Genomic DNA, 22673 nt, shown 5'->3' with positions numbered 1-22673 from the left:
GGCTCGGCGTACACGGCCACGCTGCCGATACCGGCGTCACGGCACGCCCGCGCCACACGGACAGCGATTTCGCCACGGTTGGCGATGAGCACCTTACGCACGACGGCTCCTCATACCTGTCTCACCACATATTCGAACAGGACTCGTGCAACGAGATGTGTCCCCGGGCTCACAGTCCCGGACCCACGGCTCCCGGCTCCCGGGCTCACAGTCCCCGGCTCACGGCCCCGGGTTCACGGCCCCCGGGTTCACAGCTCCGGGTTCACAGCTCCGGGTTCACGGCCCCCGGGTTCACGGCTCCGGGTTCACAGTCCCCGGTTCACAGCTCCGGGTTCACAGTGCCCGGGCTCATCATTCCCCGGTTCACAGGAGGGACAGTCCCGTCCGTGTCCCGTGCCGGTGGGCCTGGAGCGGCAGATGCGCCTCCACCTGGGTCCCGTGTCCCTGCGAACTGCTGACGGTCAGCCGGCCACCGGCATCCTCCATCCGCTCCGCCATGGAACGGAACCCCTGGTGGCAGTGGCCCGGCCGCAGGACCCGGTCGACGTCGAAACCGCGCCCGTCGTCCTCGACGCTCGCGTACGCCCACCAGCGTGTGGAGCGCACCGAGACCTTCACCCGGCGGGCCCTGGAGTGCGCGAAGCTGTTGCGCAGCGCCTCCCGGACCGTGAGGTACAGGTCCCGGCGCCGTACGTCGGGCAGCAGGCCCTCGTCGCCCGTCACCTTCACGGTGACCTGGACGCCGTCGGGGGCGGACCCGGCCAGGAACTCGCGCAGGGCCACGTCGAGCGGCGGGACGACCGACCGCTCCCGCACCCCGCCGACCAGGTCCCGCAGCCGCGTGTCGGTGCTCCGCAGCGCGTCCCTGGCCGCCGTGATCCGGCCGGCGGTGACCGGGTCCAGCGGCCCTTCGCACTCCTCCAGGGCCTCCCGGGCCGCGGTGACGCCGTCGGCGACGTCGTCGTGCAGCTCGCGGGAGATCCTGCGCTGTTCCTGCCAGCAGCACTCGGACTGTTCGGCGGGCCCGCCGCTCTCGCCCGCCCGCCGGGCCGCCTCGCCCAGGATCCGCACAGACCCCTCGTCGAGACGGCCCGTCTCCATCATCTGCAGCATGGCGCACTCCATGAGCAGGACCGCGGCGGCGGCATTGTGGTGGGGCGCCAGACTCACCGGCGGGACGGGAAGCTCCCCGGCGGCCCCGGCCCCGGCCCCGGTGGCGGGCCCGGCGCCGAAAGCGGCGGTCAGCACGGCCCGGGCCCGGTCGTTCAGGGCCTGGCGCACCGAACTGTCCCAGCGCACCGCCTTGTTCAGGGTGGCGGGGAGGGCCGACTCGAAGCGGCGCAGCACCGCGTCCAGGCACTCGGGTCCCGGCCCCTGGGCCGGGCGCACCGGTTTCCTCGGCGCGAACTGCCGGGCGATCCGGGGCTCGGAGGGTCCGGCGGACGCCTGCTGCGCCACCCGGACGAGCCCTTGCTGGAGGGCCTCGGCGAAACCGGGGCCGATGACGGGTTCCCAGCCGCCGGCCGCGGCCTGGGCGGTCATCGGACGGGAGCGTCCGCGCGATGGAACGCGCCGCCGAAGAAGAGCAGCCCGTCCGCACCGTCGCCACGGCTCGAACCGACCACGTCACCGATGAACACGGTGTGGTCGCCTATGTCGTGGGCGGCGGACAGCTCGCACTCCAGCCAGGCCAGCGCCCCCTTCAGGAGCGGTGCGCCCGTGCGCGGGCCGGGGGCCCAGTCCACGCCGGTGAACTGGTTGGGCCCCAGGGGGCGCTTCTTGTCGGCGAAGAAGCGGGCCAGACCCTCCTGGCCCGCCTCCATGATCGACACGCCGAAGTGCCCGGCGGAGGTGATCGCCTTGTACATGACCGCGCTGTGCGCGACACAGCACAGGACGGACGGGGGGTCGAGGGAGACCGACGTGAAGGCGTTCGCCGTCATGCCGTGGATGGCGTCACCGCCGACGGACAGCACGGTCACACCGGTCGCGAACAGGGACATGACCTCGCGCAGGGTGGCGGGATGAGCCGCGGGCCCCCGGGAAACGGCGACGTCAGTGGATACGGAATTCATGCCGCGCCTTTCATGTAATCCATGGGGGACAAATGTACGAGGGGAATCCGGCGGGCCGGGAACCGTCCGGTAACTGTCCGCTCAGCCGTGTGCGGGGGAGTGCCCGATTACCGCTCTGTGAGCGGCCGTTCACGAGGCGATGAGTACTGCGTGGCTAGGATCTGGGCGTTTCGGTCAAGGCACTGTCCATAAGGGGTGACATGAATTCCGTCTCTGCTGACCCGCAGCTCGCTGAACCGTATCTGCTCGGCTGGCTGGCCTCGCTCGGCCTCGACATCGATTACGTACGGGCCGAGGGAAATACTCTCTATTACCTCGGAGCGAGCGGCGAGGAGATTCCCGTCGCCGATTTCGCGGGCGGGTACGGTTCCCTCATCCTGGGGCACAACCATCCGGAGATCACGGCGTGCGCGCAGCAGCTCCTGGCGTCCCAGACGCCGGTGCACGCGCAGTTCTCCCGCCACCCCTACGCGAACGACGTCGCCGTCGCGCTCAACCGCATCCTCCAGCGCGAGCTGGGCACGGAGGAGAACTACTCCGCCATCTTCGCCAACACCGGCGCGGAGGCGGTGGAGGCGGCCGTCAAGCACGCCGAGCTCGACCGGGGGATCCGGCTCGCCGAGCTGCGCACGCGGCTCGGCGAGAACCTGGCGGCCGCCCGCGCGGCGGTTGACGCCGGAGCCGTGGTCGCGGCGGAGGCGTACCGCCTGGTCGGCGCCGAAGCCGGGGACGGGGCGGCCGGGTTCGAGGCGCTGGCCGAGGCCGTCGTGCGGCACAACGCCGCCCAGACCGGCCGGCCGCCCGTGTTCCTGACCCTGGAGGGCGGCTTCCACGGCAAGCTGGTCGGCAGCGTCCAGCTCACCCACAACGAGGGCTACCGGACCCCCTTCGCCGCGCTGGCGACAGCCGCCCGGTTCATCCCCTCGGAGAGCCCGCAGGCACTCAAGGCCGTCCTGGAGAGCGAGCGGGCGACCGTGTTCGACCTGGTCGTCGAGGACGGCACGGTGACGGTGGCCGAGCGCAACTCCCCGGTGTTCTGCGCCTTCGTTCTGGAGCCCATCCAGGGCGAGGGCGGTATCCGGGTCCTGTCCGAGGAATTCGCCCAGGAGATCCAGCGGGCCTGCGCCGAGGTCGACTGCCCCGTCATCGTGGACGAGGTGCAGAGCGGAATGGGCCGCAGCGGTGACTTCCTGGCCAGTACGGCGCTCGGCCTGCGCGGCGACTACTACGCGCTCGCCAAGAGCCTGGGCGGCGGAATAGCGAAGACGTCCGTCATGCTCACCCGCCAGTCCCGCTACCGTTCCGAGTTCGAGCTGGTGCACAGCTCGACCTTCGCGAAGGACGCCTTCTCCTGCTTCATCTCCAAGAAGGTCCTGGAGATCCTGGAGGCCGATGACGGCGCCGCGTACCGGGCGGTGCGCGAGCGCGGCGCGAAGCTGCTCGGGATGCTGCGGGCGGTGCGCGCCGACTTCCCCGACGTGGTCAAGGACGTACGGGGCCGGGGCCTGATGCTCGGCCTGGAGTTCCACGACCAGTCGGGCTCCGGCTCCGAGGCCATCCGGGAGGCCGCCCCGCTGCTCGGCTACACGGTCGCCGGATACCTGATGCGCGAGCACCGCATCCGTACCTTCCCGACCGCCAGCGCCGTCAACACGCTCCGGTTCGAGCCCTCGCTGCACCTGACCGACGCCGAGATCGGCCAGCTGGAGCGGGCCCTGCGGGACACCGCCCAGCTCTTCCGCACCCATGACGGGGCCGGTCTCACCGGCACGGCCACGGACGCCTGACGCGGCACGGTCCCCGGCCGCCCGGTACGTCACGTACCGGGCGGCCGGGGACCGGCACGTCAGTCGATGCCCCGGACGATGTGCGGCTCACCGTACTCGTCGTCCGCCCCGGCGAGCTGGAGCGGCGGGTAGCGCAGGATGTGCGCCAGCCCCTTGGGGAAGGCGTGGCTGATGAGGTCGGTGTCGTACGGGTCGTCGCGCATCATGTCCTCCGGTCGTCGAATGGAACGGCCCCGCCGCCCGCCGGCCCGGACCGGTCGGACGTCAGGGACCGGCCGGCCGTCGTGTGCCGGCCGGCCGTCGTGGTCATGGGTCGGCCGTCCGTCATGGGCCGGCCGTCCGTCAGGAGCGGGGCGGCGGTCAGGAGCGGGGCGGGCGCCGGGCCGGACCGCTGCGGGCCGGACGGACAGCGCCGCCCGGGCCCTCGTCACGGGCCGTACGGGCCGCAGGCCTATCGCGGTCACCACCAGCCCGCCCCCGGTACGCCACCGCCCGTCGAAGGCGCTGATCCGCACACCGTCCACCACCGGCCCGGGCACCAGGAGCTCGGCGCGGAAGGTGCCCGCCAGCGGATCGGGTGTGATCACGGCCTCGTCGAAGTCGAGAGGCCGCCCGGTCAGCGGGAACCAGGTCTTGTAGACGCTCTCCTTGGCACTGAACAGCAGCCGGTCCCACGCCACGGCCGGCCACCGCGCGGCGAACTCACGCAGCCAGACCCGTTCCTGGGGCAGCGAGACCAGAGCGAGCGTCCCCGGCGACGGCAGCGGCGCGTTCGGCTCGGCGTCACAGCCGATCGCCAGCAGATCCGTGCCCAGGGCCACCGCCGCCGCACGATAACCCTGACAGTGCGTCATGCTGCCCACCACACCCCGCGGCCACCGGGGCGCCCCGCCCGCGCCGGGCAGCAGCGGCCCCGCCACCAGCCCCAGACCGCCCAGGGCCCGCCGGGCACAGACCCGCACCGAGGCGAACTCCCTGCGGCGCCCCCCGACCGCTCCCGCCACCACGCGTTCCTCCTCGGGGAACAGGCCGTGGGGCCCGGGCGGATCGTGGAACAGCTCGGCGGTGACGGCCGGCGCGGGCAGCAGCGAAGCGATCACGGCCGCCCCCTAGAAGGGACCGGCACCGAGAAACCGGGCAGCGGCCGCGGGGCGTGGCCGGGATCCGCCCGCCTGCGCCACTCACGCGGATACCCCAGGGACACCTCGTAGTGCGGCACCCCCTGGCTCCGGATCAGCCGGGGAATGTGCAGATGCCCGTAGACGACCGCCGCGGCCCGGTACCGCACGGGCCAGTCGGCGGTCTCCCGCGTGCCGCACCACAGGGCGAAGTCGGGGAACCGCAGCACCTCCGTGGGCTCGCGCACCAGCGGGAAGTGGCTGACCAGGACGGTCGGCAGACCGCCGGGGAGCGCGTCCAGACGCTCGGCGGTCCGCCGCAGACGAGCCCGGCACCAGTCCCCGACGCTCGGATACGGGTCGGGGTGCAGCAGGATCTCGTCGGTCGCCACGACCCCCGCGTCCTCCGCCCGCCGCAGCGCCTCCTCGGCGCTGCGCACCCCGGGCCGCCGGAAGCTGTAGTCGTACAGGAGGAACAGCGGCACGACCACCGCGGGACCGCCCGTGCCGTGCCACACCGGATAGGGGTCCTCGGGAGTGATCACGCCCAGGCTCCGGCAGAGCCGGACCAGCGCCTCGTAGCGGGCCGTCCCGCGCGCCTGGACCGGATCGTCCTGGGGGGTCCACAGCTCGTGGTTGCCCGGCACCCACACGACCCTGCGGAACCGGGCGGCCAGTGTCCTCAGCGCCCATTCGACATCGGCCATGTACTCCCCGACGTCCCCCGCGACCAGCAGCCAGTCCTCGTCCGAGGAAGGCCGCAGCGCCTCGACGACCGCACGGTTCTCCTCGTAGCGCACATGGAGGTCACTGACGGCCAGCAGACTCCCCGAGGAGGCACGGCCGCCGGAAGACCAACCTTCAGAAGGCGGCGCGGACACGCCCGATCACGCCGTGGAGCCCGCGACGAGCAGGCTCGTCGTGATGATGTCGCGGACCTCGTCGGTACGGTCGTCCAGATAGAAATGACCGCCGGGCAGGATCCGCAGGTCGAAGTCGCCGGTCGTGTGGTCGTGCCAGGCCGCCGCCTCCTCGACCGCCACCACCGGGTCCGCGTCACCGATCAGCACGGTCACGGGCGCAGCCAGCGGGGAGCCGCCGTTCCAGTGGTACGCGCCGAGCGCGCCGTAGTCCGCCCGCAGCGCCGGCATCACCATGGCGAGCAGCTCGGGATCGTCCAGGACCAGGTGCCCCGTCCCGCCCAGACCGCGCACCGCCGTCAGGATCTCCCGGTCACCGCCGAGCCGGTCGTGCACACTGGGCAGCGGCGAGGGCGCCCCCCGCCCGGACAGGAACACCCGGCACGGACCCGGCCGCCCGGCGTCCACGAGCCGCCGGGCCGTCTCATACGCCAGCACCGCCCCCATGCTGTGCCCGAACAGGGCGTAAGTGCCCCCGGTCAGCGGGACCATGGCCTCCGCGAGCGCGTCGGCGTGCGCGGCGATACTGCCGTACGGCTCCTCCCGCCGCCGGTCCTGGCGGCCCGGGTACTGGACGGCCAGCACATCGAGGTGCCCGCCCAGCGCCCGCGACAGCGGGAGGAACGCACTGGCCGCGCCCCCCGCGTGCGGGAAACACACCAACCGCACCGCGTCCTCACGGGGCGCTCCGAAGCGTCTGAACCACGTGCTGTCCACTACGTCCCTTTCTGCGGGCCGGTACCCGGTGGCACCAGTCGGGGGAGCAAGAACTGCCAGAACTGGGCGAGCCGCTGCTCCGAGAGCCAGGTGGGGTCCTTGCGGCCCAGGGCCTCGAAACCGACGGTCGACGCGGCGACGACCGTGACGACGTCCTCCGGCTCCGTCCCGGCCGCCAGCGCGCCGGTCTTCGCCGCGTACCGCAGGGTGTCGCCGATCCAGTCCCGCCACTGGCCGTGCAGGTCCACCAGGCTCGACCACGACGGCTCGCAGCCCAGAGTGAACCCGGCACGCAGGATGACGTCGCTGTTCAGCCCGTCGAAGAGCTGATGGGAGGTCTCCACGAGGTTCTGGATCAGGTCGACGTCACCCTGCGCCCCGAACTCCCCCGACCCGTCCGGCGCCGGGCCCGTGATCCGCCACAGCCGCTGCTCGGCCGCCTTCTCGATGGCCTCCGCGAGCGCGCCCTTGTTGGCGAAGTGGAAGTGAAGAGCACCACTGCTCACCCCGGCCCGGTGCGAGATGGAGGAGAGGGAGGCCGACACGAAACCGTCCGTGTCGAAGATCTCCGCCGCGGACCGGAGCACTGTCGCTCGCGTACGGACAGCGCGTTCCTGTTTTGCCATGTGCACTCCGTGGATGCCTGGGGGCGCTGCTGGCGACCCCTCAAAAACGTCCAGCGTAATGAACCGCAGCGGCGGTTTCCTGTCGGCCCTGGTCGAAGTCGTCTTGAAAGGACTGCCGTTCGGACGGTCCGTCCTGACGGAGCCTGGCCTGCCCGGGCGGGGGGAAGGGATCGGGCAGGCCAGGAGAGGGGGGGGAACCTACTCCGGGAGCAGGGTGCCGGCCACCGGACGGTCGATGGACATGAGCCAGCGGCCGTCCTCGCCCAGGCGCAGCACGTCGGTGCAGTTGCCCTCGATACGCACCGGCTCACCGTCGGGACCCGTGCTGTCGACGCTGAACCGCACGCCGATCAGAGCCACGTCACCGGCGACGTACGCGTGCGTGATCTCCGCCTTGAGGAACGGCTTCGGCGCGAGGAACTCCTTGAAGAACTCCAGACGCTCCTTCCCGGTGAGCGGGGAGCCGGAGAAGTTCGATATCGCGTCCTCACGGTAGAGGAGGTCGAACAGGGCTCCGTCACCGGAGTTGAACAGCTGGATGAAGATCTCGTTCTGAGTATCCGCGTCCGCCGTCAGGTCGGGATTGTCGACATCGAAGTCGACCGTGATACCGGGAATGCTGCTCATGGTCTGCGACACCACTTTCTTGGGTCAAGGGGACGCCTCCGTGCCCGGCACGGAGGCCGCGGATTACTTCTGCTCGCCGTACGGCTCGTCGATGGCGTAACGCCAGTTGCCGTCCACGCCCTTGCGCAGCACGTCGACACCGACACCCGTCAGCAGCTCCGGGCTGCCCGAGTCGTCCACGGTGGCGATGGACCAGTCCACGATCAGGAGCGCGGTGTCTCCGGTCACGAACGTCTGGCGCGGCTTGGCGCTCATCTTCGGCGAGCGGGCCAGGAACTCCTTGACGGCGTCCTTGCGGGCCTGGCCCGTCAGGGGCTTGCCCGGCTCCCAGACCGCGACGGCCTCGTCGGTGTACATCTCGTTCACGGCATCGGCGTCGCCCGCGTTGAAGGCCGCCTCGTACAGCGCGGTGTGCTGAGCGACATCATTCGTCAGATTACTCATGGTGAGACCGTTCCTGCTTTCTTCCGGCATGACACCCGGGAATTCGAGGAGTTTCACGCAGATCTGTCCAGAACGTAACCGGCCGCCCTCACCGGCCACCCACCGACAAGTAACGGACCGGCCACCCCCCGCCCGAACACGGCGGTTACCCGTGCATGACCAGGGGTTGAGAAAAAACAGGGCCGCCGATCTTAAGGTCGACAATGCGGGGTTCCATATCCGGGATACTCAGGCCGCTCCGATATCAGTCAGGAAAGGGCAGTCGAGCGCCATGACGACTAATCGCATTTCTGTGGAGAACCGTGCGCCGCGAGGCGACGAGGGGGCCATCGCCGTCATCGGCATGTCCTGCCGGCTTCCCATGGCGCCCGGTCCGGCCGACTTCTGGCGGATGCTGCGCGGCGGCACCGACGCCATCACCGACGCACCACCCGGACGCTGGGACACCACGGAGCCACAGGGCGGCGCGGGCATCCGCCGCGGCGGATTCCTCGACAGCATCGGCGACTTCGACGCCGGGTTCTTCGCGATCTCGCCCCGCGAGGCCGCCGCCATGGACCCCCAGCAGCGCCTCGTCCTCGAACTGGCCTGGGAGGCCCTGGAGGACTCCGGGACCGTACCCGCCCGGCTGCGCGACTCCCGCACCGCCGTCTTCGTCGGCACTCTGCGTGACGACTACACGAGCCTCGCCGGCCAGTACGGCGAACAGGCCATCACCCAGCACTCCATGACCGGCCTCAACCGGGGCGTCATCGCCAACCGCGTCTCCTACTACCTGGGTCTGCGCGGACCGAGCCTCACCGTCGACGCCGCCCAGTCCTCCTCCCTCGTCGCCGTACACCTCGCCTGTGAATCGCTGCGCTCGGGGGAGTCGGCCACCGCGATCGCCGCCGGCATCAACCTGAACATCCTCGCCGAGAGCGCCGTGACCGAGGAGCGCTTCGGCGGCCTGTCGCCCGACGGCACCGCCTACACCTTCGACGCCCGCGCCAACGGCTTCGTACGCGGCGAGGGCGGCGGAGCCGTCGTCCTCAAACCCCTGGCGCGGGCACAGGCGGACGGCGACCGGATCTACGGCGTCATCCGCGGCAGCGCGGTCAACAACGACGGCGCCACCCCCGGACTGACCGTGCCCAGCCGCGACGCACAGCGCCAGGTGCTCCGCGAGGCCTACGAAAAGGCCGGAATCAGTCCCTCCGATGTTCAGTACGTCGAGCTGCACGGCACCGGCACCCCCGTCGGCGACCCCATCGAAGCCGCCGCCCTCGGCGACGTCTTCAGCGCCCACCGCGCCCCGGGCGACCCCCTGGTCGTCGGCTCGGCCAAGACCAACGTCGGGCACCTGGAGGGCGCCGCCGGCATGGTCGGCCTGCTCAAGGCCCTGCTGAGCCTGACGCACCGCGAGATCCCCGCGAGCCTCAACTTCCGGACCCCGAACCCGGCCATCGACCTCGACGGCCTCGGCCTGCGCGTACCGCGCGACCTCACCGCCTGGCCGCACCCCGACCGCACCCTGGTCGCGGGCGTGTCCTCCTTCGGCATGGGCGGCACGAACTGCCACGTCGTCCTCACCGAGGCCCCGGCCGCCGAACCCACCCCCACGGACTGCGAACGCACCCCCGCGGCGGGCCCGCAGAAGACCCCCGGGGCCTCCGGGCAGACCCCCGACGGCGCCGCCGCCGCCCCCGCCGACGGGGACACCCCGGCCGCCGCCCCCGCCGCCCCCGCCGTCCTGCCCTGGGTGCTCTCGGGCCGCGACGCCGACGCGCTGCGCGCCCAGGCGGAGAAGCTGCGTGCCTTCGCCGCCGGGAGCGAGGCGGGCACCGCCGACCTCGGCTGGTCCCTGCTGACCACCCGCACCACGTTCGACACCCGCGCCGTCGTCCTCGCGGACAGTGCGGAAACGTTCCTCGCGGGCCTCGACTCCCTCATCGAGGACGTCCCCGGCACCGGCGTCGTCACCGGAGCCGTCCAGGACGGCCGCACCGGCTTCCTGTTCACGGGCCAGGGCGCGCAGCGGGCCGGAATGGCGCAGCAACTCCATGACACCTTCCCCGTGTTCGCGGCTGCCTTCGACGAGATCACCGCTCTCTTCGACCCCGCCCTGGGCGGTTCTCTGCGTGAGGTGATCGCCTCGGGTGAGGGCCTGGACGAGACGGGGTGGACCCAGCCCGCGCTGTTCGCGGTCGAGGTCGCGCTGTTCCGTCTGGTGGAGTCCTGGGGCGTGCGCCCCGACTTCGTCGCGGGTCACTCCATCGGTGAGATCGCGGCGGCGCATGTGGCGGGGGTGTTCTCCCTGGAGGACGCGGTCCGTCTGGTGGTGGCCCGCGCCGGATTGATGCAGGCCCTGCCCCAGGGCGGTGCGATGGTCGCCGTCGAAGCGACCGAGGCCGAGGTGACCGCCCTCCTGGAGGGCCAGGTCGCGATCGCCGCCGTCAACGGCCCCCGGTCCGTCGTGGTCTCCGGCGAGGAGACCGCGACACTCGAAGTCGCCCGCAAGGTGGGGGAGTCGGGCGGCCGGACCCGCCGTCTGTCAGTCAGCCACGCCTTCCACTCGCCGCTGATGGATCCGATGCTGGCCGAGTTCAAGGCCGTCGCGGCGAGCGTCACCTACGAAGCCCCCCGTATCGCGGTGGTCTCGACCGTGACCGGCAGGCTCGCCACCGGCACGGACCTGCGCACAGCCGACTACTGGGCCGGTCAGGTCCGTGGCACCGTCCGCTTCGCCGACGCCGTGCAGACGATGGCCGCCGAGGGCGTGACCTCCTACCTGGAACTCGGCCCCGACGGTGTGCTCTCCGCGCTGGCCGAGGGCGCTGTTCCGGCGCTCCGCCGGGGCCGTGACGAGGCCCTGACGCTGCTGTCGGCGGTGGGCACCCTCTACACCCGGGGTGTCCCGGTCGACTGGCGCACCCTCTACGCCGGTACCGGCGCCCGCCAGGTCCCCCTGCCCACCTACGCCTTCCAGCGCCGCCGTCACTGGCTCGAACCCGGCTCCGCAGGCAGGACCCCCGCCCCCGCGGCCCCCGCCACGAGCACACCCGCCCAGACCCCCGCACCCCGGGGCGCCCTCGGCCACCGGCTCGCCGCCATGTCCCCGGCCGAACGCTCCCGCTCCGTCACCGACCTGACGGCCACCCACATCGCCGCCGTCCTCGGATACGACAAGGGCCGCCGCGCCGACGCCCGGCAGTCCTTCAAGGACCTCGGCTTCGACTCGCTGATGTCCGTCGAACTCCGCGACCTGCTCGCGACCGCCACCGGCCTGCGCCTGTCCGGCGGCCTCCTGTTCGACCACCCCACCCCCACCGCGCTCGCCGCGTACCTCCAGGCCGAGCTGACCGGCGCGGCCACCACCGACGAGCAGCACCCCACCGCGCCCCTCCAGGACGACGAACCGATCGCCATCGTCGCCATGGCCTGCCGCTACCCCGGCGGTGTGGCCTCGCCCGAGGACCTGTGGCGGCTGGTCGCCGAAGGCACCGACGCCATCTCCGGCTTCCCCGCCGACCGGGGCTGGGAGAGCGACCTGTACGACCAGGACCCCGAACGCTCCGGGAAGAGCTCCGTGCGCGAGGGCGGATTCCTCCACGACGCCGCCCTCTTCGACGCCGGGTTCTTCGGGATCTCGCCCCGCGAGGCCCTCGCCATGGACCCGCAGCAGCGCCTCCTCCTGGAGACCGCCTGGGAGGTCGTCGAACGCGCGGGCATCGCCCCCGACACCCTCAAGGGCAGCCGCACCGGCGTCTTCGTCGGCGCCACCGCACTCGACTACGGCCCCCGCCTGCACGAGGCCCCCAAGAGCGTCGAGGGCCACCTGCTGACCGGCTCCACCAGCAGCGTCATGTCGGGCCGCATCGCCTACCAGCTCGGACTCGTCGGCCCCGCCCTCACCGTCGACACCGCCTGCTCCTCCTCCCTCGTCGCCCTCCACATGGCCGTACGCTCCCTGCGCCAGGGAGAGACGACCCTCGCCATCGCGGGCGGCGCGACGGTCATGTCCGCCCCCGGCATGTTCGTGGAGTTCTCCCGGCAGCGCGGCCTCGCCGCGAACGGCCGCAGCAAGTCCTTCTCCGCCGACGCCGACGGCACCTCCTGGGCCGAGGGCGTGGGTCTCCTCCTCGTGGAGAGGCTCTCCGACGCCCGCCGCAACGGCCACCGGGTCCTGGCCGTCATCCGGGGCTCCGCCGTCAACCAGGACGGCGCCTCCAACGGCCTGACCGCCCCCAACGGCCCCTCCCAGGAACGCGTCATCCGCCAGGCCCTCGCCGACGCGGGCCTGAGCACCAACGACGTCGACGCCGTCGAGGCACACGGCACCGGCACCCGACTCGGCGACCCCATCGAAGCCGCCGCGATCCTCGCCACCTACGGCAGCGACCGCACCGACCGCGGCCCGGTGTACCTCGGCTCGCTCAAGTCGAACATCGGGCACGCCCAGGCCGCCGCCGGAGTCGGCGGCGTCATCAAGATGGTCCAGGCGATCCGCCACGGCGTGCTCCCCAGGACCCTGCACGTCACCGAGCCCACGGCGCACGTCGACTGGGCGGCCGGCGGCCTGGAACTGCTCACCGAGGCCCGCGACTGGCCGGACACCGACCGCGCCCGCAGGGCGGGCGTCTCCTCCTTCGGCATCAGCGGCACCAACGCCCACGTCATCGTCGAACAGGCACAGGACGAACCCGCCCCCCGCCCCGGAACCGGCACGCCGCACCCCGCCGCCTCCACCACCCCCACCCCCGCCGCCCCTGAGACGGGCACCGGCCAGGAGACCGCCCCCGCCCTGTGGGCCCTCTCCGCCCCCGACCGCACCGCCCTGGCCGCCCAGGCCGAAGCGCTCCGCACCCGCCTGGAAGACAGCCCCGACCTCAGCGCCCAGGACATCGCCGACATCGGGTTCTCCCTCGCCACCACCCGCGCCACCTGGCCCGAACGGGCCGTCGTCACCGGCACCGCAGCAGCCGAACTCCTCGCGGGCCTCGACGTGCTGCGCCGCGACACCGACGCCCCCCAGGTCGTCACCGGCTCCGCCGCCCGCGCGGGCCGCACCGCGTTCCTGTTCACCGGCCAGGGCGCCCAGTACCCGGGCATGGGCCGCGAACTGTACGACACCGAGCCCGTGTTCGCCGCCGCCCTCGACGAGGTGTGCGCCGCCCTCGACCCCCACCTCGACCTCGGCCGCCCCCTGCGCGAGGTGATGTTCCAGGACCCGGACGGCGACCACCACCACGGCGGGCCCCGCACACCGGCCGGCGAGCCGCCCGCCCCGTCACCCGGCCCCGCCGCGCTCCTGCACGAGACACGCGCCACCCAGCCCGCCCTGTTCGCCCTCGAAGTCGCCCTCCACCACACCCTGCGGGCACACGGCCTCACCCCCGACGCCGTCGCCGGGCACTCCATCGGCGAACTCGCCGCCGCCCACGTCGCGGGCGTCTTCTCGCTGGCCGACGCCGCCGCCCTGGTCGCCGCCCGCGGCCGCCTGATGCAGGCGGCCGCCCCCGGCGGCGCGATGCTCGCCGTCCAGGCCACCGAGGACGAGGTCACCGACACCCTCACCCCCTACGCCGGCCGGCTCACCGTCGCCGCCGTCAACGGCCCGGACGCCGTCGTCGTCTCCGGTGACGCCGACGCCGCCGACGCGCTCGCCGCCCACTGGCGCGAACGCGGCCGCAAGACCCGCCGCCTGACGGTCAGCCACGCCTTCCACTCACCGCACATGGACACCGTCCTCGACGCGTTCCGCACCGTCGCCGAAGGCCTGACCTACCACACCCCCCTCCTCCAGGTCGTCTCCACCCTCACCGGCCTGCCCGCCACCGGCGACGACCTCCTCACCCCCGACTACTGGGTACGGCAGATCCGCGAAGCCGTACGGTTCCACGACGCCACCCGCACCCTGGAGGACGAAGGCGTCACCGTCTTCGTCGAGGTCGGCCCCGACGCCGTCCTGACCGCCATGGCCGCCGGCTCCTTCCGCTCCGACACCTCCCAGGCCGTCGCCCTCCAGCGCTCCGGCCGCCCCCAGCACGCCACCCTCACCACCGCACTCGCCCGCGCCCACACCCTCGGCGCCCCCCTGGACCTGCCGTCGTTCTTCCCCGGCGCCACCAGAGTCGACCTGCCCACCTACGCCTTCCGCCGCGCCCACTACTGGCTCCGGCCCGAGGCCCGCACCGACGCCCGCGGCCTCGGACTCGACCCGGCGGGCCACCCCCTGCTCGCCACCAGCGTCGACCTCGCCGAAGCCGAGGGCCTGGTCCTCACCAGCAGGCTGTCGCTGAACGACCACCCCTGGCTCGCCGACCACCGCATCCACGGCACCGTCCTGGTCCCCGCCACCGCGTTCATCGAACTCGCCTCCGCGGCAGGCCGGACCGCGGACGCCGAACACCTCGTCGAACTCACCCTCGAAGCCCCCCTCGCCCTGCCCGAACAGCAGGCCGTCCGCGTCCAGGCCACGGTCTCCGCACCCGACGCCACCGGAGTCCGCACCTTCGCCGTCCACTCCCGCCCCGACACCGACGACGAACCCACCGCCTGGACCCGCCACGTCTCCGGCGCCCTCACCGGACCTCCCCCCACCCCCGACGGCCCCGCCTTCGACACCCTGCGCACCTGGCCGCCGCAGGACGCCGACCCGGTGCCACTGGACGGCACCTACCAGCGCCTCACCGACCTCGGCTACGAGTACGGCCCCGTCTTCCAGGGCCTGCGCGCCCTGTGGCGCGGCACGGACGCCACCACCTACGCCGAGGTCACCCTCCCCGCCGACCAGCACGAGGCCGCCGCCGGATACGGCATCCACCCCGCGCTCCTGGACGCCGTCCTGCACCCGGTCGTCCTCGACGCCGCCGAAGGCGCCGAGGAGGACACCATCCGGCTGCCGTTCGCCTGGAGCGGGATCACCACCCACGCCGTCGGCGCCACCACCCTGCGCGTCCGCGTCGAACACACCGGCCCCGACACCGTCGCCCTGCACCTCGCCGACACCACCGGCAACCCCGTCGCCACCGTCGACTCGCTGACGCTGCGGCCCGTCGCCAAGGACCGGCTCGCCCCCGCCACCACCACCGACGGCCTGTTCACCGTCGCCTGGACCCCCCTCACCCCGCCCGGCGGCCCCGCACCCCGCATCACCGAACTCCCCGACACCACCACCACCCTCCCCGACCTCCACGACCTCGAAGCCGACATCGTCCTCGTCCGCGTCACCCCCGACACCACCCCCACCCCCGCCACCGCCCACCAGACCACCGCCCGCGCCCTCGCCCTCACCCAGCGCTGGCTCACCGACGAACGCTTCGACTCCACCCGCCTGGCCTTCCTCACCACCCGCGCCGTCGCCACCACCCCCGGCGACCCCGTCGACGGACTGTCCGCCGCCCCCCTGTGGGGCCTGCTCCGCGCCGTCCAGAGCGAACACCCCGACCGGATCGTCCTCCTCGACACCGACGGCACCCCCCAGGCGGAAGAACACCTGCCCGCCGCCCTCGCCACCGGCGAACCCCAGCTCGCCCTGCGCGGCAACCGGCCCTACGCCCCCCGCCTCAGCCGCGACCGCACCCCCGCCCCCGCCGACACCCCCCGCCCCGACCCCGAGGGCACCGTCCTGCTCACCGGCGGCACCGGCGGCCTCGGCGCCCTCCTCGCCCGCCACCTCGTCACCACCCACCACATCCGCCACCTGCTGCTCACCAGCCGCCGCGGACCCGACACCCCCGGTGCCGACCTGCTCACCGCCGAACTCACCGCACTCGGCGCCCACGTCACCACCCTCGCCGCCGACGCCGCCGACCCCGACGACGTCACCGCCCTCCTCGCGGCCGTCGACCCCGCCCACCCGCTCACCGCGATCATCCACACCGCCGGCGTCCTCGACGACGCCACCGTCACCTCGCTCACCCCCGACCAGCTCACCAAGGTCCTGCGGCCCAAGGTCGACGCCGCCTGGCACCTCCACGAGCAGACCAGGCACCTCGGCCTCGCCGCCTTCGTCCTGTTCTCCTCCGTCTCCGGCATCACCGGCACCGCCGGCCAGTCCAACTACGCCGCCGCCAACACCTACCTCGACGCGCTCGCCGCCCACCGCCGGGCCCAGGGCCTCGCCGCCACCTCCCTGGCCTGGGGCCTGTGGGACTCCAGCCACGGCATGGGCGCCCAGCTCGGCGAAGCCGACCTGGCCCGCTGGACCCGCGCCGGCGTCACCCCCCTCGACCCCGCCACCGGCCTCGCCCTGTTCGACACCGCCCTCACCAGCGGCGACGCCCTCCTCGTACCGGCCCTGTTCGACCTGCCCCGGCTGCGCACCGCCTCGGCCGGGAACCCGCCCGCCCTGCTCCGCGGCCTCATCAGGCCCCGTACCACCACCCGCGCCGCCCAGAGCGCCACCACCACCGCGGCGGACGGCACCACCGCATGGGCCCGGGGCCTCACCGGCCTCACCGAGGAGGAGAGCAGGGCCGCCGCCGCCGAACTCGTCCGCGGCATCGTCGCCGCCGTCCTCGGCCACGCGAGCCCCGAAGGCATCGACCCCGAACGCGCCTTCAAGGACATCGGCTTCGACTCGCTCGCCGCCGTCGACCTGCGCAACCGCCTCAACACCGCCACCGGACTGCGGCTGCCCGCCACCGCCGTCTTCGACCACCCCTCACCCGCCGCCCTCGCCGCCCACCTCCACCAGCAGGCCGCGGGCAGCAAGCCCGCCGCGGCCACCCCGCCGGCCCGCCGCTCCGCCACACCCGCCGACGAGCCGATCGCCATCGTCGGCATGGCCTGCCGCTTTCCCGGCGGAGTCTCCTCCCCCGAGGACCTGTGGCGCCTCGTCGCCGAAGGCACCGACGCCATCAGCGAGTTCCCCGGAAACCGGGGCTGGGACCTGGACTCCCTCTACCACCCCGACCCGGAGAAGACCGGCACCTCCTACACCCGCCACGGCGGCTTCCTCCACGACGCCGACCGCTTCGACCCGGCGTTCTTCGGAATGTCACCGCGCGAGGCCACCGCCACCGACCCACAGCAGCGCCTCCTCCTGGAGACCGCCTGGGAGACCTTCGAGAACGCGGGCATCGACCCCGCCGTCCTGCGCGGCACCAGCACCGGCGTCTTCACCGGCGCCATGTACGACGACTACGCCTCACGGCTCGCCAAGAGCCCCGAGGAGTTCGAGGGCTTCCTGCTCGCCGGAAACCTCTCCAGCGTCGTCTCGGGCCGCCTGGCCTACACCTACGGCCTCGAAGGCCCGGCCGTCACCGTCGACACCGCCTGCTCCTCCTCCCTGGTCGCCCTCCACCTCGCCGCGAGCGCCCTGCGCCAGGGCGAATGCGACCTCGCCCTCGCGGGCGGCGTCACCGTGATGTCGGGCCCCAGCACCTTCGTCGAGTTCTCCCGGCAGCGCGGCCTCTCCGAGGACGGCCGCTGCCGCTCCTTCTCCGCCGACGCCTCCGGCACCGGCTGGGCCGAAGGCGTCGGCCTGCTCCTCGTCGAGAAACTCTCCGACGCCCGCCGCAACGGCCACCGGGTCCTCGCCGTCATGCGCGGCTCCGCCGTCAACCAGGACGGCGCCTCCAACGGCCTGACCGCCCCCAACGGCCCCGCACAGGAACGCGTCATCCGCCAGGCCCTCGCCGTCGCCGGACTCAACCCCGCCGACGTCGACGCCGTCGAGGCACACGGCACCGGCACCAGCCTCGGCGACCCCATCGAAGCCCAGGCCCTGCTCGCCACCTACGGACAGGACCGGCCCGAAGGCCGCCCCCTCTACCTCGGCTCCCTGAAGTCGAACATCGGCCACGCCCAGGCCGCCGCCGGAGTCGGCGGCGTCATCAAGATGATCCAGGCCATGCGCCACGGCGTCCTGCCCAAGACCCTGCACGCCGACAACCCCTCCCCCCACATCGACTGGGACACCGGCGCCGTCGAACTCCTCACCGAGGCGACCCCCTGGCCCGTCACCGGCCGCCCCGCCCGCGCCGCCGTCTCCTCCTTCGGCATCAGCGGCACCAACGCCCACGTCGTCCTGGAACTGCCCGCCGACCCCACCACCCCGGCCACACCCCCCACCCGGACCGGCGACCAGACGGACACCCCGCCCGGCCGGACACCCGACGCCGTCGTCCTGCCCTGGATCCTCACCGCCAAGGACGACGACGCCCTGCGCCGCCAGGCCGACCGCCTCCACCGCCACCTCACCGACCACCCCGCGACCACCGCCGCCGACGTCGGCCTCACCCTGGCCACCACCCGCGCCACCCTCGAACACCGCGCCGCCGTCCTGGGCACCGACCGCACCGCACTCCTGGACGCCCTCGCCGCCCTCGCCACCGGCGAACCGTCCCCGGCCGTCGTCCGGGCCACCCCCGGCCGCCGGGGCAAGACCGTGTTCCTCTTCACCGGACAGGGCAGCCAGCGCCTCGGCATGGGACGCGAACTCTACGAGACGTCCCCCGTCTACCGCCGCGCCCTCGACGAGGTGTGCCGACACCTCGACACCGAACTCTTCCGCCCCGTCAAGGACGTCATCTTCGCCCCCGAAGGCTCGGCCGACTCCGCCCTGATCGACCAGACCGCCTTCACCCAGGCCGCCCTCTTCGCCACCGAGGTCGCCCTCTTCCGGCTGGCCGAACACCACGGCATCACCCCCGACTACCTCCTCGGCCACTCCATCGGCGAGGTCACCGCCGCCCACCTCGCCGGAGTCCTCGAACTCAGCGACGCCTGCGCCCTGGTCGCCGAACGCGGCCGCCTCATGCAAGCGGCCCGCGAAGGCGGCGCGATGGCCGCCCTCCAGGCCTCCGAGGAAGAAGTACGCGCCACCCTCGCCGACCACGAAGGCGTCGCCATCGCCGGGATCAACGGCCCCCGGGCCACCGTCATCTCTGGCGACCAGAACCTCGTCGAAGAACTCAGCACCCTCTGGCGCACCCGGGGCCGCAAGACCAAACGCCTCCCCGTCAGCCACGCCTTCCACTCACCCCACATGGACGAAGTCCTCGACGAGTTCCGCTCCGTCGCCGAATGCCTCACCTACCACGAGCCCCGCATCCCCGTCGTCTCCAACGTCACCGGAGTCCTCGCCACCACCGAACAGCTCACCTCACCCGACTACTGGGCCAACCACATCCGCGAAGCGGTCCGCTTCCACGACGGCATCCGCCACCTCGAAGAACTCGGCGTCACCGACTACCTCGAAATGGGCCCCGACGGCGTCCTCACCGCCATGGCCCAGGACTGCCTCACCCGCGAAGCCGGCTACCTCGCCCCCCTCCTGCGCGCGGGCAGGCCCGAAACCGGCACCGTCGCCGCCGCCCTCACCGGCGCCGTCCTGCGCGGCGCCCGCCCCCACTGGCCGTCCTACTTCCCCGGCGCCCACCGCACCGACCTGCCCACCTACTCCTTCACCCACGACCGCTACTGGCTGGAAGGCGCCACCACCCCCGGCGACGCCGAAGGCTTCGGCCTCGCCACCGTCGGCCACCCCCTGCTCAGCGCGGCCGTACGGGTCGCCGACCGGGACGCCTACCTCCTCACCGGCCGCGTCTCCCGCCGCACCCACCCCTGGCTGGAGGGCCACGCCGTCGCCGGAACCGTCCTCCTGCCCGCCACCGCGCTGCTCGACCTCGCCTTCCGCGCCGCCGAACAGACCGACTGCGACACCGTCGACGAACTCACCCTCGCCGCACCCCTGATCCTGCCCGAGCGCGGCGCCGTCCAGCTCCAGCTCCTCGTCGGCGAACCCGACACCACCGGCGGCCGCACCCTCGCCGTCTACGCCCGCCCCGACCAGGACACCGACCCCGACCAGCCCTGGACCCTGCACGCCGAAGGACGCCTCACCCACGCCACCACCACCCCCCAAGGACTGCTCGCCTGGCCCCCCACCGGCGCCACCGAGATCGACCTCGACGGCGTCTACGACCGCCTCGCCGCCGCCGGATACGGCTACGAGAACGCCTTCCAGGGCCTCACCCGCCTGTGGAAGGCCGACGACGAACTCTTCGCCGAAACCGTCCTCGCAGAGGAACACCGCACCCAAGCACCCCGGTTCGCCCTCCACCCCGCCCTCCTCGACGCCGCCCTGCACCCCCTGCTCCCCGGCGTCACGGAGCCCGAAGGCACCTCCTGGCTGCCGTTCTCCTGGTCCGGAGTGAGCCTGTACGCCACCGGAGCGACCGTCCTGCGCACCCGGCTCTCCCTCGACCGGTCCGGCGACGACTCCCTGCGGGTCGCACTCACCGTCGCCGACGGCGCGGGCGCCGCCGTCGCCACCGCCACCTCGCTCCTGCTGCGCCCCCTCTCCCAGGAGGCCCTCCGCAGCGCCGGGACCACCGCCCGCGACGGACTGTTCGGCCTCGGCTGGACGGCGCTGCCCGCCACCGGCACGGCCCCGGCCCGCACCGAACGGACACTGCTCGCCGACGGCGCGGGACCCGGCGGACTACGGACCCTGGGCGCCGCACTCGACGCGGGCGCCGCGGCACCCGCCGTCCTGCTCCTGCGCGCGGACGGCCCGACGCCCGGCGACGCCACCCTGCCGGACCGGGCCCGCACCGCCGTCCGCCAGGTCCTCGACACCGTGCAGGGCTGGCTCGCCGACGACCGGCTCGCCGAGACCCGGCTCGTCGTCACCACCCGGGGCGCCGTCGCGGCGGGCCCCGAGGACGTCACCGACCTGACCCACGCCGGAGTCTGGGGCCTCCTCAGGTCCGCGCAGACCGAGAACCCGGGCCGGATCGTCCTCGTCGACCTCGACCCCGCCACCGCCGCGGACCCCGCCACAGCCGACAACAACACCACCACCGACCCCACGGCCGCGAACACCGCCGAGGACCGGCTCCTCGACCTCGCCATCGCCAGCGGCGAGCCCCAGACCGCCGTCCGGGGCGGCACCCTCACCGTCCCCCGGCTCACCCGCACCACCCCGGCCACCGAAGAAGACCGGGCCACCCCCCACTGGGACCGGGGCACCGTCCTGGTCACCGGCGCCACCGGCGCCCTCGGCACGGTCCTCGCCCGCCACCTCGTCACCACCCACGGCGCCCGCCGCCTCCTCCTCCTCAGCCGCCGCGGCCCCGACGCACCCGGCGCCGCCGAACTGCGCACCGAACTCGAAGCACTCGGCGCCCACGCCGACACCGTCGCCTGCGACGTCACCGACCGCGACTCCCTCGCCGCCGTCCTCGCCGCGATCCCCCACGAACACCCCCTCACCGCCGTCGTCCACACCGCCGGAGTCCTCGACGACGGCGTCGCCGCCCAGCTCACCCCCACCCAGCTCGACACGGTCCTGCGCCCCAAGATCGACGCCGCCTGGCACCTGCACGAACTCACCCGCGACCTCGGCCTCACCGCCTTCGTCCTCTACTCCTCCGTCGCGGGCCTCATCGGCACCGCCGGCCAGGCCAACTACGCCGCGGGCAACACCTTCCTCGACGCCCTCGCGGCCCACCGCCGCGCCCACGGCCTGCCCGCACTCTCCCTCGCCTGGGGCCTGTGGGCCCAGGCCAGCACCCTCTCCGGCAGCCTCGACGAGACCGACCTGCGCCGCCTGGCCCGCGTCGGCCTGCGGCCCCTCGACTCCCAGGAGGCCATGGACCTCTTCGACGCGGCCCCCGCCACCGGCGAGGCCGTCCTCGCCGTCACCCGCCTCGACACGACGGTCCTGCGCGGTGGCGGCGACGAACTCCCGCCCGTCCTGCGGGCCCTGGCCACACCGGCCAGACGCCGCACCACCACCGCGAGCGGCGCGGCCACCGACGAGGCACCCCTCGCCCAGCGGCTCGCCGCCCTCGGCCCCGTCGACCGCGAACGCGCCCTCACCGACCTCGTACGCGCCCAGGTCGCCGGAGTCCTCGGACACGGAGACCCCGGCCGCATCGAAGCCGACCGCGCCTTCCAGGAACTGGGCTTCGACTCCCTCACCGCCGTCGAACTCCGCAACCAGCTCGGCCGGGCGACCGGACTGCGCCTGCCGACGACCCTCGTCTTCGACCACCCCTCGCCGCAGGCCCTGGCCGCCCACCTCCTCGGCGAACTCGCCGTCGAGGAGCCCTCGCCCGCCGAACCGGTCCTCACCCCCCTCACCGGCCTGGAGACGGCGATCGCCGCCGCACCCGACCAGGAGACCCGCGACCTGATCACCGCCCGGCTCAAGGAACTCCTCAAGGCGGCCGAGACCGCCGACAGCCTCAGCCGCCCGCAGGAACCCCAGAACGAGCAGGACCTCGAAACGGCGAGCGACGAGGAACTCTTCGCCCTCCTCGACGAACTCGAATGACCACCGGGGCACGCGCCACCCACGGCGCATCCACGGTCACCGGACACACCACCACACGGGAGCTGAATTCACGTGGCTGACGAGGTA

The 22673-nt window shown here is 73.3% G+C and carries 11 protein-coding genes; 2 read left to right on the top strand and 9 right to left on the bottom strand.

Annotated features, from left to right (window positions below):
* The 3 genes from ACIRQY_RS34160 to ACIRQY_RS34150 form a co-directional block, all read right to left on the bottom strand.
* Positions 1-101 (bottom strand): biotin carboxylase N-terminal domain-containing protein (locus ACIRQY_RS34160; protein ID WP_351796016.1); only part of this gene is annotated, 101 nt, incomplete at its 3' end.
* 262 nt (positions 102-363) lie between these two features.
* Positions 364-1542 (bottom strand): sensor histidine kinase, encoded by a 1179-nt coding sequence (locus ACIRQY_RS34155; RefSeq protein WP_403932322.1) that lies wholly within the window; start codon positions 1540-1542, stop codon positions 364-366.
* Positions 1539-2003 (bottom strand): flavin reductase family protein, encoded by a 465-nt coding sequence (locus ACIRQY_RS34150; protein ID WP_351795982.1) that lies wholly within the window; start codon positions 2001-2003, stop codon positions 1539-1541. The genes ACIRQY_RS34155 and ACIRQY_RS34150 overlap by 4 nt, the downstream gene beginning before the upstream one ends.
* 272 nt (positions 2004-2275) lie before the next feature.
* Between ACIRQY_RS34150 and ACIRQY_RS34145 the strand changes: the two genes are divergently transcribed.
* Complete coding sequence (locus ACIRQY_RS34145; RefSeq protein ID WP_403932319.1) at positions 2276-3862, top strand: aspartate aminotransferase family protein; 1587 nt, start codon at positions 2276-2278, stop codon at positions 3860-3862.
* Between the two features lie 59 nt (positions 3863-3921).
* Here the strand turns inward: ACIRQY_RS34145 and ACIRQY_RS34140 are convergent, their stop codons facing one another.
* The 6 genes from ACIRQY_RS34140 to ACIRQY_RS34115 all read right to left on the bottom strand — a co-directional run bounded on the left by ACIRQY_RS34140 (position 3922) and on the right by ACIRQY_RS34115 (position 8314).
* Positions 3922-4962: a 4'-phosphopantetheinyl transferase gene (locus ACIRQY_RS34140; RefSeq protein WP_403932317.1), complete on the bottom strand. Its 1041-nt coding sequence runs from the start codon at positions 4960-4962 to the stop codon at positions 3922-3924.
* Positions 4959-5861, bottom strand: a complete 903-nt coding sequence (locus tag ACIRQY_RS34135) for a metallophosphoesterase family protein (RefSeq protein ID WP_403932313.1) — start codon at positions 5859-5861, stop codon at positions 4959-4961. Before ACIRQY_RS34135 ends, ACIRQY_RS34140 begins: the two co-directional genes overlap by 4 nt.
* Positions 5862-5867: 6 nt before the next feature.
* Entirely contained in the window at positions 5868-6560 is a 693-nt protein-coding gene (locus ACIRQY_RS34130) for a thioesterase II family protein (RefSeq protein WP_403932324.1), read from the bottom strand.
* Positions 6561-6616: 56 nt separating this feature from the next.
* Positions 6617-7204: a TetR family transcriptional regulator gene (locus ACIRQY_RS34125; RefSeq protein WP_403932311.1), complete on the bottom strand. Its 588-nt coding sequence runs from the start codon at positions 7202-7204 to the stop codon at positions 6617-6619.
* 237 nt (positions 7205-7441) lie between these two features.
* Positions 7442-7870: a nuclear transport factor 2 family protein gene (locus ACIRQY_RS34120; RefSeq protein ID WP_351795999.1), complete on the bottom strand. Its 429-nt coding sequence runs from the start codon at positions 7868-7870 to the stop codon at positions 7442-7444.
* Positions 7871-7933: 63 nt separating this feature from the next.
* Positions 7934-8314 carry a nuclear transport factor 2 family protein gene (locus tag ACIRQY_RS34115; RefSeq protein WP_351796002.1) on the bottom strand — a complete coding sequence of 127 codons (381 nt, stop codon included), beginning with the start codon at positions 8312-8314 and terminating at the stop codon, positions 7934-7936.
* A 271-nt stretch (positions 8315-8585) separates the two neighbouring features.
* On the opposite strand from ACIRQY_RS34115, the gene ACIRQY_RS34110 reads away from it, so the two are divergent.
* Positions 8586-22586: an SDR family NAD(P)-dependent oxidoreductase gene (locus ACIRQY_RS34110; RefSeq protein ID WP_403932309.1), complete on the top strand. Its 14001-nt coding sequence runs from the start codon at positions 8586-8588 to the stop codon at positions 22584-22586.
* Positions 22587-22673 lie beyond the last annotated feature (87 nt).

The organism is Streptomyces sp. NPDC101490, from assembly GCF_044767145.1.
In the GTDB taxonomy this organism is placed as follows: Bacteria; Actinomycetota; Actinomycetes; order Streptomycetales; family Streptomycetaceae; genus Streptomyces.
This window is presented reverse-complemented; position numbering and strand designations above follow the sequence as displayed.

Coding starts and splice junctions, on each gene's coding strand:
- ACIRQY_RS34110 (WP_403932309.1), top strand. CDS start 8,586: ATGACGACTAATCGCATTTCTGTGGAGAACCGTGCGCCGCGAGGCGAC.
- ACIRQY_RS34120 (WP_351795999.1), bottom strand. CDS start 7,870: ATGAGCAGCATTCCCGGTATCACGGTCGACTTCGATGTCGACAATCCC.
- ACIRQY_RS34155 (WP_403932322.1), bottom strand. CDS start 1,542: ATGACCGCCCAGGCCGCGGCCGGCGGCTGGGAACCCGTCATCGGCCCC.
- ACIRQY_RS34145 (WP_403932319.1), top strand. CDS start 2,276: ATGAATTCCGTCTCTGCTGACCCGCAGCTCGCTGAACCGTATCTGCTC.
- ACIRQY_RS34115 (WP_351796002.1), bottom strand. CDS start 8,314: ATGAGTAATCTGACGAATGATGTCGCTCAGCACACCGCGCTGTACGAG.
- ACIRQY_RS34150 (WP_351795982.1), bottom strand. CDS start 2,003: ATGTCCCTGTTCGCGACCGGTGTGACCGTGCTGTCCGTCGGCGGTGAC.